11 protein-coding genes are annotated in these 12,635 nt (G+C 61.3%); 8 read left to right on the top strand and 3 right to left on the bottom strand.

Annotated features, from left to right (window positions below; genetic code table 11):
- Positions 1 to 125: 125 nt before the first annotated feature.
- From B348_RS0128835 to B348_RS0128845, 3 genes are read right to left on the bottom strand one after another with little or no spacing between them, the layout of a single operon-like run.
- Positions 126 to 893, bottom strand: a complete 768-nt coding sequence (locus B348_RS0128835) for a TerB family tellurite resistance protein (protein ID WP_017739498.1) — start codon at positions 891 to 893, stop codon at positions 126 to 128.
- A gap of 1 nt (position 894) precedes the next feature.
- The gene (gene murU, locus B348_RS0128840; protein ID WP_026137154.1) at positions 895 to 1,569 is read right to left on the bottom strand and encodes an N-acetylmuramate alpha-1-phosphate uridylyltransferase MurU; all 675 of its coding nucleotides are present in this window, start codon (positions 1,567 to 1,569) and stop codon (positions 895 to 897) included.
- Positions 1,566 to 2,591, bottom strand: coding sequence for an aminoglycoside phosphotransferase family protein (locus tag B348_RS0128845; RefSeq protein ID WP_017739500.1), 1,026 nt, complete (start codon positions 2,589 to 2,591; stop codon positions 1,566 to 1,568). Before B348_RS0128845 ends, murU begins: the two co-directional genes overlap by 4 nt.
- Before the next feature lie 130 nt (positions 2,592 to 2,721).
- Here B348_RS0128845 and B348_RS0128850 point away from each other — a divergent pair, with 130 nt between their 5' ends.
- From B348_RS0128850 to B348_RS0128885, 8 genes are all read left to right on the top strand, one after another.
- Positions 2,722 to 5,535: an LPS-assembly protein LptD gene (locus tag B348_RS0128850; protein WP_026137155.1), complete on the top strand. Its 2,814-nt coding sequence runs from the start codon at positions 2,722 to 2,724 to the stop codon at positions 5,533 to 5,535.
- On the top strand, positions 5,516 to 6,850 hold the full coding sequence (locus B348_RS0128855) for a peptidylprolyl isomerase (RefSeq protein ID WP_032865261.1): 1,335 nt from the start codon (positions 5,516 to 5,518) through the stop codon (positions 6,848 to 6,850). The genes B348_RS0128850 and B348_RS0128855 overlap by 20 nt, the downstream gene beginning before the upstream one ends.
- Entirely contained in the window at positions 6,847 to 7,836 is a 990-nt protein-coding gene (pdxA, locus tag B348_RS0128860; RefSeq protein WP_017739503.1) for a 4-hydroxythreonine-4-phosphate dehydrogenase PdxA, read from the top strand. Before B348_RS0128855 ends, pdxA begins: the two co-directional genes overlap by 4 nt.
- Positions 7,833 to 8,645 carry a 16S rRNA (adenine(1518)-N(6)/adenine(1519)-N(6))-dimethyltransferase RsmA gene (gene rsmA / locus B348_RS0128865; protein ID WP_017739504.1) on the top strand — a complete coding sequence of 271 codons (813 nt, stop codon included), beginning with the start codon at positions 7,833 to 7,835 and terminating at the stop codon, positions 8,643 to 8,645. Before pdxA ends, rsmA begins: the two co-directional genes overlap by 4 nt.
- A gap of 107 nt (positions 8,646 to 8,752) precedes the next feature.
- Positions 8,753 to 9,133 (top strand): Co2+/Mg2+ efflux protein ApaG, encoded by a 381-nt coding sequence (gene apaG, locus B348_RS0128870; RefSeq protein WP_017739505.1) that lies wholly within the window; start codon positions 8,753 to 8,755, stop codon positions 9,131 to 9,133.
- Entirely contained in the window at positions 9,133 to 9,981 is an 849-nt protein-coding gene (locus tag B348_RS0128875; RefSeq protein WP_017739506.1) for a symmetrical bis(5'-nucleosyl)-tetraphosphatase, read from the top strand. Before apaG ends, B348_RS0128875 begins: the two co-directional genes overlap by 1 nt.
- Before the next feature lie 8 nt (positions 9,982 to 9,989).
- A complete protein-coding gene (glpE, locus tag B348_RS0128880; RefSeq protein WP_017739507.1) occupies positions 9,990 to 10,319 on the top strand; it encodes a thiosulfate sulfurtransferase GlpE in 330 nt (109 codons plus the stop codon).
- 285 nt (positions 10,320 to 10,604) lie between these two features.
- On the top strand, positions 10,605 to 12,527 hold the full coding sequence (locus tag B348_RS0128885) for a PrkA family serine protein kinase (protein ID WP_017739508.1): 1,923 nt from the start codon (positions 10,605 to 10,607) through the stop codon (positions 12,525 to 12,527).
- Positions 12,528 to 12,635 lie beyond the last annotated feature (108 nt).

Genomic DNA, 12,635 nt, shown 5'->3' on the forward strand with positions numbered 1-12,635 from the left:
AAATGTGGGAGCTGGCTTGCCTGCGATGGCGGTGTGTCAGCACCCTATGAGCAAGCTGGCCCACCGCTATCGCAGGCAAGCCAGCTCCCACAGGAGATTGGATTGTCAGTCAGGCGTCGTCGCTGTCAGCGAAAATCCCGGCGCTCGCGAATCAGCGTGTAGGCATTGTGCAATTCACGGGTACGCTCGGTAGCCTCACTTACTTGCGCGGAGCTGGCACCGCTGCCGGCAATCTTGTCCGGGTGGTGGCGGCTAAGCAGGCGGCGGTAGGCGCGCTTGATCACCGCTGGCTCAGTGGTGGCCGTCACGGCAAGCAAGCGCAACGCCTCCTGATAAGACATGCCCCGACTCACCAGCGGCTTGCGCTCCGGTTTGTAGTCAGCGGCCAACGCCTGGAGCTGTTGCGGCGTCCAGCCCAGCCACTTGCCCCACAGCTCGATCAGGTCGCGCTCGGCGTCATCCGCCTTGCCGTCGGCCCACACCATGCGCCAGCACGCACGCAGCACCCCTTCCGCCGCATGGGGCTGGCGCTTGAGCACGCGCAAGTAACTGCGCACGCGGTCTGATCCGGACTTGCCACGGTTGAACGCCGCGATTGCGCGGCGCTGGGCCGGCTCGCTCATGTCCAGCGCACGCATTTCTTGGCGCGCCTGCTGGATATGCCCGTCGACGATGCGGCCATTGCTTTTCGCCAGGCGGCCGAGCAGCACAAACAACAGTTCGTCATTGCGCAACGCCGGGCGCCCGCCAAGGCGCTCGCGCAGCTGCGCCCAACTGTGCAGTTGCAGGCGGCGATCCAGCGCCTGCCCGAACAGCGCACCCAACAAGGCCCCCGGAATGCTGGCAATGGCAAAGCCAGCCCCGGCGCCGATCAGCGTCCCTGGCCACAGCATCTTACTGCCCCGCTGCCAGCAGGGTTTCAACCTGCGCCAGGCGCTCCAGCGTGCCGACATCAATCCAGCGTCCCACCATGTGTTCCCCCGTTACCAAACCTTTGGCCATCGCCGCCCGCAATAGCGGCGCCAGCTTGAAGGCACCGGCAGTGCAACCCGTGAACAGCTGCGGATCGAGCACTGAAATGCCACTGAAGGTCAGGTTATCGGCACCGGGCGCGGCATCATGAAGCAAACCCTGATCCAGGTAGAAATCGCCGCCCGAGGGGTGATGCGCCGGGTTGTCGACCATCACCAGATGGGCCAGGCCCTGGAGCGGTTGCTTGAGCTGGGTGAAGTCGTAGTCGGTCCAGATATCGCCATTGACCACCAGGAACGGTTCATCCCCCAACAGCGGCAACGCCTGGAAAATCCCGCCACCGGTCTCCAGCGGTTCGCCTTCCGGCGAGTACTGGATGCGCACGCCGAACTGCGAACCGTCGCCCAGGTAGCTTTCGATCTGCTGGCCGAGCCAGGCATGGTTGATCACGATCTCGGTGAAGCCGGCCTTGGCCAGCGCCTCCAGGTGATATTCGATCAACCGTTTGCCGCCGGCCTGCACCAAGGGTTTGGGCGTGTGCAGGGTGAGCGGACGCATCCGCTCACCTTTGCCTGCGGCCAGGATCATGGCCTTCATACGGTGGCCCCGACGGGTTGGCGCAGGCTGGCCAACAGTTCAGCCAGTTCACCCAGCTCAGGGCGCTCGGCCAGCACGGCTTCTATATAAGCAAAGAAACGTGGCACATCGGCCAGGTAACGTGGCTTGCCGTCGCGATGGCAGATACGCGCGAAGATGCCGATGACCTTGAGGTGGCGCTGCACGCCCATCAGGTCGCTGGCACGCAGGAAGTCGTCGAACTCGGCATGCACCGGAATGCCGGTTTGCAGCGCACGCTCCCAGTAGCCGCGCTGCCATTCCCGCACACGGGCCTGGGGCCAACTGAGGAAGGCGTCCTTGAACAGGCAGGTGATGTCGTAGGTCACCGGGCCATAGACCGCATCCTGGAAATCCAGCACGCCGGGGTTCGGCGCGCTGATCATCAGGTTGCGCGGCATGTAGTCGCGGTGCACCAGCACTTTCGGCTGGGCCAGGGCGCTGTCGATCAACAGGTCGCTGGCACGCTGCCAGAGGGCTTGCTGCCGGGCATCCAATTCGACGCCCAGGTGACGGCGCACGTACCACTCGGGAAACAATTCCAGCTCGCGGCGCAGCAAGGCGACGTCATAGCTGGGCAGTGGCGCGTCCATCGGCAACTGCTGGAACGCCAGCAATGCGTCGATGGCGTCGGCGAACAATTGATCGGCGTTTTGCGGGTCAATCACGTCCAGATAGGTTTTTGTGCCCAGGTCATTGAGCAAAAGAAAGCCGCGCGGCAAATCTTCTGCATAAATTTTTGGCACATTTATTCCCGACTTCGCCAGCAAATGAGCGATATCGACGAAGGGTTTGCAGTTTTCCTGGGGGGGTGGCGCGTCCATCACGACGAACGTGCGGGCGCCGCCTTCCCAGCGGAAATAACGCCTGAAACTCGCGTCGCTGCTGGCCGCGGTCAATGTGGCCGGGGGTACGGCACCCCAGTCTTGAGCGTTGAAAAGGATCGGCAGTTGCTCATCCAGCCAGACTTCCAGCTGTTGTAAACGTAGATCTTGGTCGGGCATTACAAGGGTCTCCGACGGCCCTAGCCGTCAAGCGGGTCATGCTTTATTATCACGCATCTTTTTCAGACCATCGAGAGTCGTGCGGCCCACACCGCGGGCAGATGGCACGCAGGAAGCCCGGACTAATAAGATGGCATTGAAATCCCCCGCGTTTCGTAGAAAATTTCCGTTGCTGGTAACCGGCAGTCTGCTGGCCATGCAACCTTTCGCCACCTCATTCGTGGTCGCTGCGGAGCAGTATGACTGTTCCGTCTCCGCTTCGGGTGCCTGGGCTTGCGCGCCAAAGACCGCCGCTGCCCCATTGCCACCGCGCCCGGTGCATGACGGTGCTGCCGCCAGCTCGGCCAACGACACGGCGCAAGCCGTTGCCGGTGACAACGCCGAGGCCGTGCCGAAGACCGCGCTGGTCACCGACTCCAAGGGCCGTGGCCTGCGCTCGCGCAGCGCCGACTACAGCCACCTGGACTGGGTCCCCCGCGAGAAGCTGACCGCCGCCCAACTGGCCGAAACCGGCCCGTACTGCGGTGGTGCGTACATCGAGCCGACCCGTCCTGGCATGAATGACAAGACGAACAAGAGCGATGCGCCGACCTTCATCGGTGCCAAGGCCTCTCGTTACGAGCAGGAATCCCAAGTCGCAACCCTGGCCGGTGACGTCGTCATGCGCCAGGGCAGCATGCAGCTGGAATCCGAAGAGGCCAGCCTGTACCAGGCTGAAAACCGCGGCGAGCTGAACGGCAACGTTCGCCTGCGCGACAACGGTGCCCTGATCGTGGGTGACCGCGCCGAAGTCCAACTGGACACCGGTGCCGCCCAGATCGACAACGCCGAGTACATCCTGCACAAGTCGCGTATCCGCGGTAACGCGCTGTACGCCAAGCGTGCCGAAAACGCGATCATCCGTCTGAAGGACGGTACGTACACCACCTGCGAGCCAGACAGCAACGCCTGGCAGCTTCGGGGCAACAACATCACGTTGAACCCGGCCACCGGTTTCGGTACGGCCACCAACGCGACGCTGCGGATCAAGAACATCCCGATCCTGTACACCCCGTACATCTACTTCCCGATCGACGACCGTCGTCAATCCGGCTTCCTGCCGCCGAGCTTCAGCACCGGCAGCGAAACCGGCTTCACCCTGGTTACGCCGTACTACTTCAACCTGGCACCGAACTACGATGCCACGTTGTATCCGCAGTACATGACCAAACGCGGCCTGTTGATGGAAGGCGAATTCCGCTACCTCACCAAGTCCAGCGAAGGCCAGTTCGGCGGCGCGTACCTGAACGACGACAGTGACGAGCGCAAGCTGCAGTCCGAATACGAAAAAACCCGCTACATGCTCAATTGGCAGCATAAGGGCGGCTTGGATTCGCGCGTATCGACCCAGGTTGACTACACCCGCATCAGCGATCCGTATTACTTCCAGGACCTCAAGTCCTATCAGGAAGGTGTGGAGAGCCGCGACTTCCTGAACCAACAAGGTTCCGTGGCGTACCGGGGCGACTCCTACCAGGCGCGCTTGAACGTGCAGGCTTATCAGCTTGCGACGATCTCCCAGATCACGCCGTACGACCGTTTGCCGCAGATCACCTTCAATGGGGCACTGCCATACCATCCGGGCGGGCTGAATTTCAGCTACGAGACCGAAGCAGTCCGGTTTGAGCGCAGCCTGGAAAACGGCACCTTTATCAATGAAAACGGCGGCATCGAAAATCGCCTGGATACCTACGTCAAAGGCCTGACCCGTGCAAACGGCACTCGCCTGAACGTAGCGCCAGCGGTTGAATATCCGATGAACTGGACCTACGGCTTCATTACGCCGAAGCTCAAGTACGTTTACACCAAGTACGATCTGGATCTGGATAGCCAGGGCAAGAACGACATCGTCGCGGCCCAGGCGGCGGCAGCGCAAGCCGGTACCCAATACTCGGGTGGCACATTCAAAAGCTCCCAAGACCGCGCCGTTCCAATCGCCAGTGTCGACAGCGGCCTGTTCTTCGACCGCAACACCAACTGGTTCGGCAAAGACTATCGCCAGACCCTCGAGCCGCGCGCTTTCTACCTCTACGTCCCGAACAAGGACCAGAGCGATATCCCGGTATTCGACACCAGCGAGTACTCGTTCAACTATGCCTCGCTGTTCCGCGACAACCGCTTCAGCGGTTCCGACCGGATCGGCGACGAGAACAAGCTGTCCCTGGGCGTGACCAGCCGCTGGATCGAAGAGAATGGCTTCGAACGGCAGCGCGTCTCCGTGGGCCAGGCGGTGTACTTCAAGGATCGTGAAGTGCAACTGCCGGGTGTACTGGCCTCTGACCGTGCCGACGCGCAGTCGGACGTGTCGCCAATCGCCCTGGACTACGAGTTCCGCTTCAACCGCGACTGGCGTGCCACGGCCGACTACAACTGGGACACCGAGAGCCACAGCCCTCGTTCCGGCAGCGCGATGTTCCACTACCAGCCGGAAGACAACCCGAACAAGGTCGTCAACCTCGGTTATCGCTATCGCAACGACCAGGTGGTCTACAACCAGATCAGCGGCAAATGGCAGTTCGGTGGTGATTACGGCACGCCAGGCGATCCTAACTTCGTGAAGGATTACTACAAAATCCAGCAACACGATTTCTCGATGATGTGGCCGATCGTTCCGCAGTGGAACCTGATCACCCGCTGGCAGTATGACTATGCCCGCAACCGTACCCTGGAAGCCTTCGGTGGTTTCGAGTACGACAACTGCTGCTGGAAACTGCGCGTCATCAACCGTTACTGGGTTTCCAACGACGAATACAGCCAGATCGCCCCGCTTAACGAAAAGGGTGACCACGGGCTCTTCCTGCAGATCGTCCTCAAAGGACTCGGCGGCCTGACCGGCGCCAAGGTAGAGAGCTTCCTCGACAAAGGCATTGAAGGTTATCGTGAACGTGAAGACCAAGCTTTCTGATTGTCTGCGCCCGCTCGTACTGGGCGCGCTGTTCCTGGGTACCGCATCGGCGCACGCTGCGGTTCAACAGCTGGATAAAGTGGTGGCCATCGTCGATAACGACGTGATCATGCAAAGCCAGCTGGACCAACGCGTCAAGGAAGTTCAGCAAACCATCGCCAAGCGTGGCGGTGGTGTGCCACCGACCAGCGTGCTGGACCAGCAGGTGCTGGAGCGCCTGATCGTCGAGAACCTGCAACTGCAGATCGGCGAGCGTTCGGGCATCCGTATTTCGGATGAAGAACTGAACCAGGCCGTTGGCACCATCGCTCAGCGCAACAACATGAGTATCGATCAGTTCCGCGCCGCCCTGGCTCGCGATGGCCTGTCCTATGAGGACGCCCGTGACCAGATCCGCCGTGAAATGATCATCAGCCGTGTACGTCAGCGCCGTGTGGCCGAGCGGGTGCAGGTCTCCGAGCAGGAAGTGAAGAACTTCCTGGCTTCGGACCTGGGCAAGATGCAGCTTTCCGAAGAACTGCACCTGGCCAACATCCTGATCGGTACACCGGACAGCGCCAACTCCGAGCAGCTCAATGCAGCCGCCGCCAAGACCCAGGCTGTTTACGAACGCCTGAAAGCCGGCGCCGACTTTGCCCAGACTGCAATTGCCGTCTCCAACAGCGACAACGCCCTGGACGGCGGTGACATGGGCTGGCGTAAAGCCGCTCAACTGCCACCTCCGTTCGATCGTGAGCTGAGCGCCATGCAGCCGGGTGAAATCACCCAGCCTGCACGTACGCCAGGCGGTTTCATCATCCTGAAGTTGCTAGAAAAACGCGGCGGCGAGACCTCGCTGAAAGACGAAGTGCATGTTCGTCACATCCTGGTCAAACCAAGCGAAATCCGCACTGAAGCGCAAACCAAGGAACTGGCCCAGAAGATCTATGACCGCATCGAAAGCGGTGAAGACTTCGCCACCCTGGCCAAGAGCTTCTCGGAAGACCCAGGTTCTGCCCTCAATGGCGGCGACCTGAACTGGATCGACCCGAAAGCCCTGGTGCCGGAGTTCCAGGACGTCATGGCCAAGACCCCGCAAGGCGTATTGTCCAAGCCGTTCAAGACCCAATATGGCTGGCACGTGCTGGAAGTCCTTGGCCGTCGCGCCACCGACAACACCAGCCAGGCCCGCGAGCAACAAGCATTGTCCGTACTGCGCAACCGCAAATACGACGAAGAGCTGCAAACCTGGTTGCGTCAGATCCGTGACGAAGCCTACGTAGAAAACAAGCTGCCAGGCGCCGAGCAAACAGGCACCGACCAGGCAGCCCAGTGAAACCCCAGCGTTTCGCGGTAACACCCGGCGAGCCGGCCGGCATTGGTCCAGACCTGTGCCTGCTGCTCGCCTCGCACCCCCAGCCACACCCCCTGATTGCCATTACCAGCCGCGACCTGCTCCTTGAGCGGGCCGCGCAACTGGGCGTGGCGGTCAGTTTGCTGGAGGTGTCGCCCGGCAACTGGCCCGACCTGCCCGCCCCCGCCGGCAGCCTGTATGTGTGGGACACCCCACTGCAAGCCAAGGTGGTGGCCGGACAGCTGGACACCGCCAATGCCGCATTCGTCCTGCAAACACTGACCCGCGCCGGGCAAGGCTGCATCGACGGCGACTTCGCCGGCATGATCACCGCCCCGGTGCACAAAGGCGTGATCAATGAATCCGGCATCGCCTTTTCCGGCCATACTGAATTCCTCGCCGAACTCACCCATACCGAACAAGTCGTCATGATGCTGGCCACCCGTGGCCTGCGCGTCGCCCTGGTGACCACGCACCTGCCGCTGCGTGAGATAGCCGACGCCATTACCGTCGAGCGTGTGGAACGCGTTACGCGCATCCTGCACGCCGACCTGCAACAAAAATTCGGCATCGCCCAACCGCGCATCCTGGTCTGTGGGCTCAACCCCCACGCCGGTGAAGGCGGCCACCTGGGCCATGAAGAAATCGACATCATCGAACCCACCCTGGAGCGTCTGCGCCAAGAAGGCATGGACCTGCGCGGCCCATTGCCTGCGGACACTCTGTTTACCCCCAAATATCTGGAGCACTGCGACGCAGTGCTGGCGATGTACCATGACCAGGGGCTGCCTGTGCTGAAATACAAAGGCTTTGGCGCCGCAGTCAACGTGACACTGGGCCTGCCGATCATCCGCACCTCCGTCGACCATGGTACTGCCCTGGACCTGGCCGGCAGCGGCAAGATCGATACCGGCAGCCTGCACGTGGCCCTGGAAACCGCCTATCAGATGGCCGAGACCCGTATATGACCGAGCATTACCAACACCGGGCGCGCAAGCGCTTCGGGCAAAACTTCCTGCACGACGCGGGCGTGATCGACCGCATCCTGCGCTCCATCCATGCCAAGCCCGAAGACCGCCTGCTGGAAATCGGCCCCGGCCAGGGCGCGCTGACCCAAGGCCTGCTGGCCAGCGGTGGGCAACTGGACGTGGTGGAACTGGACAAGGACCTGATACCGATCCTCAACCAGCAGTTCGCCGACAAGCCCAACTTCAACCTGCACCAGGGCGATGCGCTGAAGTTCGACTTCAACAGCCTCAATGCCGCGCCCAACAGCCTGCGGGTCGTGGGCAACCTGCCGTACAACATCTCCACGCCGCTGATCTTCCACCTGCTGAACAACGCCGGGATCATTCGCGACATGCACTTCATGCTGCAAAAAGAAGTGGTTGAGCGTTTGGCGGCAGGCCCTGGCGGTGGTGATTGGGGTCGCCTGTCGATCATGGTTCAGTACCACTGCCGCGTCGAACACCTGTTCAACGTCGGCCCGGGCGCATTCAACCCGCCGCCAAAGGTTGATTCGGCCATCGTGCGCCTGGTGCCGCACGCCGTGCTGCCGCATCCGGCCAAGGATCACAAGCTGCTGGAGCGCGTGGTACGCGAAGCGTTCAACCAGCGTCGCAAGACCCTGCGCAACACGCTCAAGGCTTTGCTGAGCAACGCTGAAATCGAAGCCGCCGGCGTCGATGGCAGCTTGCGCCCAGAGCAACTGGACCTGGCGGCATTCGTGCGCCTGGCCGACCAGCTGGCCATCCAGCCTGCCCCTGCCGCGGACTAAAAGCCTGCCGAGCCTGGGCCAGACAGCATGTCTGGCCTAGTGCCCACCTCTTGGCCTAGACTGATCCGCATCTGCTGTCCTCCGCTTTTGCTTTTAAGGCCTCTTGCATGTCTGATCCTCGCTACCAGATCGACGTCAGCGTCGTCACCCGCTTCCTCGCGGACCAATCGCAACCCGAACACAACCGCTTCGCCTTTGCCTACACCATCACGGTGAAAAACAACGGGCTGGTGCCGGCCAAGCTGCTGTCGCGCCACTGGGTGATCACCGACGGCGACGGCCAGGTCGAGGAAGTGCGCGGCGCAGGCGTGGTTGGCCAGCAGCCGTTGATTGATTGCGGAGCCAGCCACACCTATAGCAGCGGCACGGTGATGACCTCCAAGGTCGGCACCATGCAAGGCTCGTATCAGATGAAAGCCACCGATGGCCAGTTGTTCGATGCCGTTATCGCGCCCTTCCGCCTCGCCGTGCCGGGAGCCCTGCACTGATGGCGACGTACGCGGTCGGCGACCTGCAAGGCTGCCTGGAACCCCTCAAGTGCCTGCTTGAACGTGTGTCCTTCGATCCAACCCGCGACCGCCTGTGGCTGGTCGGCGATCTGGTCAACCGCGGCCCGCAATCCCTCGAAACCTTGCGCTACTTATATAGCCTGCGCGATTCCCTCGTATGCGTCCTGGGCAATCACGACCTGCACCTGCTGGCCGCCGGCAAGAACATCGAGCGCCTGAAAAAGGGCGACACCCTGCGGGAAATCCTCGAAGCGCCGGACAGCGCCGACTTGCTCGACTGGCTGCGCCGCCAGAAGATCATGCACTACGACGAGGCCCGCAACATGGCCCTGGTGCATGCGGGCATCCCGCCGCAGTGGACGCTGAAGAAAGCCCTCAAGTGCGCCGCCGAAGTCGAAAGCGTATTGACTGATGACAACCTGTACACCACCTACCTCGACGGCATGTACGGCAACGAGCCAGTGAAGTGGGACAACGACCTCAAGGGCGTCACGCGCCTGCGGGTCATCACCAACTACTTCACCCGCATGCGTTTCTGCACCGCCGAAGGCAAGCTGGACCTCAAGAGCAAGGAAGGTGCCGATACCGCACTGCCCGGCTACAAACCCTGGTTCGCCCACAAAGACCGCAAGACCCGTGACACGCAGATCATCTTTGGCCACTGGGCCGCCCTTGAAGGCAAGTGCAACGAACCCGGCGTGTTCGCCCTCGACACCGGTTGCGTGTGGGGCGGCGCCATGACCCTGATGAACATCGACACTGGCGAGCGCCACAGTTGCCAGTGCGAAGCCCCCCTTTCCGTTACCCTGCCGGCCGCCAAGCCCTAGGAGCCCCCATGAGCGAATTCAAACGCATCTCCCCCGAACAAGCCCAGGCCCTGCGCGAGAAAGGCGCAGTGGTCGTCGACATCCGTGATCAGCCTACCTACGTGGCGGCTCACATCAGCGGCGCCCAACACCTGGACAACGTCAACATCGCCGACTTCATCCGCGCAGCCGACCTCGATGCGCCGGTGATCGTGGCCTGCTACCACGGCAATTCCAGCCAGAGCGCAGCCGCCTACCTGATCAGCCAGGGCTTCTCCGACGTCTACAGCCTCGACGGTGGCTTTGAGCTGTGGCGTACGACCTTTCCTGCGGAAATTGCCTCGGGCGATTCGCAATAATTTTTTTCAAACCCCGCTACCCCGCGTGACGCTTGGCCTCGCGCCGTTTCTGACGAACGGCGCAGCCAAACTAATTACGCATCGCGCCTTGACCTCCCCGATTCCGAACTATCCTTAAGCGCAGGCCATCCGAATCAGGGGAGAGCCGGTACACCGGCGTGCGGGTCATCGGTAGCGTTTCAGGGTGTTCTGGGGGGAAAACGGCCATTGGCGATCGTCAATGACTGCCAGCATCGACTGATTGATCCGGCGTCGGCTCCACGTATCGAGCGAGGTGACGACGTCATGAGTATTTTTAGCCACTTCCAACAACGCTTCGAGTCCACACAGCAAGAAGAACTCACGCTGCAGGAGTATCTTGAGCTGTGCAAAAAGGACCGCAGCACCTATGCGTCTGCCGCCGAACGCCTGCTGCTGGCGATTGGCGAGCCGGAGCTGGTAGACACCTCCAACAACTCGCGCCTGTCGCGGATTTTTTCCAACAAGGTGATCCGTCGCTATCCGGCCTTTGAAGACTTCCATGGCATGGAAGAATGCATCGACCAGATCGTCTCCTACTTCCGCCATGCCGCCCAAGGCCTGGAAGAGAAGAAACAGATCCTCTACCTGCTCGGCCCCGTCGGCGGCGGTAAATCGTCCCTGGCCGAAAAGCTCAAACAACTGATCGAGAAGGTGCCCTTCTACGCGATCAAGGGCTCGCCGGTCTTCGAGTCGCCCCTGGGCCTGTTCAACGCCACCGAAGATGGCGCGATCCTCGAAGAAGACTTCGGCATCCCACGTCGCTACCTCAACACCATCATGTCGCCTTGGGCCACCAAGCGCCTGGCCGAGTTCGGCGGTGACATCAGCCAGTTCCGCGTGGTCAAGCTCTACCCCTCGATCCTCAACCAGATCGGCGTGGCCAAGACCGAACCGGGCGACGAGAACAACCAGGACATCTCGGCACTGGTGGGCAAGGTCGATATCCGCAAGCTCGAAGAATTCCCGCAGAACGACGCCGACGCCTACAGCTACTCGGGCGCGCTGTGCCGGGCCAACCAGGGCCTGATGGAGTTCGTGGAGATGTTCAAGGCACCGATCAAGGTGCTGCACCCACTGCTGACCGCCACCCAGGAAGGCAACTACAACAGCACCGAAGGCCTGGGGGCGATTCCGTTCACCGGGATCCTGCTGGCCCACTCCAACGAATCGGAGTGGCATACCTTCCGCAACAACAAGAACAACGAAGCGTTCATCGACCGGATCTATATCGTCAAGGTGCCGTACTGCCTGCGGGTCAGCGATGAAATCAAGATCTACGACAAGCTGCTGTTCAACAGCTCCCTGGCCAAGGCGCACTGCGCACCCGACACCCTGAAGATGCTCGCCCAGTTCACGGTGCTGTCGCGCCTCAAGGAGCCGGAAAACTCGAACATCTACTCGAAGATGCGTGTGTACGACGGCGAAAACCTCAAGGACACCGACCCCAAGGCCAAGTCGATCCAGGAGTACCGCGACACCGCCGGTGTGGACGAGGGCATGAACGGCCTGTCGACACGGTTTGCGTTCAAGATCCTGTCCAAGGTCTTCAACTTCGACCCCCACGAGATCGCTGCCAACCCGGTGCACCTGCTCTATGTGCTGGAACAGCAGATCGAACAGGAACAATTCCAGGCCGAGACCCGCGAGCGCTATCTGCGCTTCCTCAAGGAATACCTGGCGCCGCGCTACATCGAGTTCATCGGCAAGGAAATCCAGACCGCGTACCTGGAGTCCTACAGCGAGTACGGCCAGAACATCTTCGACCGCTACGTGCTGTACGCCGACTTCTGGATCCAGGACCAGGAATACCGCGACCCGGAAACCGGCGAGATTCTCAACCGCGTAGCCCTCAACGAGGAACTGGAGAAGATCGAGAAACCGGCCGGCATCAGCAACCCGAAAGATTTCCGCAACGAAATCGTCAACTTCGTGCTGCGCGCCCGCGCCAACAACAACGGCAAGAACCCGACCTGGCTCAGCTACGAGAAGCTGCGGGTGGTCATCGAGAAGAAAATGTTCTCCAACACCGAGGATCTGCTGCCGGTCATCAGCTTCAACGCCAAGGCCAGCAAGGAGGACCAGCAAAAACACAACGACTTCGTCACACGCATGGTCGAACGTGGCTACACCGACAAACAGGTACGGCTGCTCTCCGAGTGGTACCTGCGGGTTCGCAAATCGCAGTAAGGCAGCGACGCGCGTGCAGTGCCAGGCCTTGGGCCTGGCAACTGACCGCCTGTCTTTAAGCTTCCAGCTCGCAGTTTGAAGCTTGTAACGTGAAGCTGCCCGGAGGGC

Source organism: Pseudomonas sp. CBZ-4, from assembly GCF_000346755.1.
In the GTDB taxonomy this organism is placed as follows: Bacteria; Pseudomonadota; Gammaproteobacteria; order Pseudomonadales; family Pseudomonadaceae; genus Aquipseudomonas.

Coding starts and splice junctions, on each gene's coding strand:
- rsmA (WP_017739504.1), top strand. CDS start 7,833: ATGACCGAGCATTACCAACACCGGGCGCGCAAGCGCTTCGGGCAAAAC.
- B348_RS0128875 (WP_017739506.1), top strand. CDS start 9,133: ATGGCGACGTACGCGGTCGGCGACCTGCAAGGCTGCCTGGAACCCCTC.
- B348_RS0128885 (WP_017739508.1), top strand. CDS start 10,605: ATGAGTATTTTTAGCCACTTCCAACAACGCTTCGAGTCCACACAGCAA.
- B348_RS0128850 (WP_026137155.1), top strand. CDS start 2,722: ATGGCATTGAAATCCCCCGCGTTTCGTAGAAAATTTCCGTTGCTGGTA.
- murU (WP_026137154.1), bottom strand. CDS start 1,569: ATGAAGGCCATGATCCTGGCCGCAGGCAAAGGTGAGCGGATGCGTCCG.
- glpE (WP_017739507.1), top strand. CDS start 9,990: ATGAGCGAATTCAAACGCATCTCCCCCGAACAAGCCCAGGCCCTGCGC.
- B348_RS0128835 (WP_017739498.1), bottom strand. CDS start 893: ATGCTGTGGCCAGGGACGCTGATCGGCGCCGGGGCTGGCTTTGCCATT.
- apaG (WP_017739505.1), top strand. CDS start 8,753: ATGTCTGATCCTCGCTACCAGATCGACGTCAGCGTCGTCACCCGCTTC.
- B348_RS0128845 (WP_017739500.1), bottom strand. CDS start 2,591: ATGCCCGACCAAGATCTACGTTTACAACAGCTGGAAGTCTGGCTGGAT.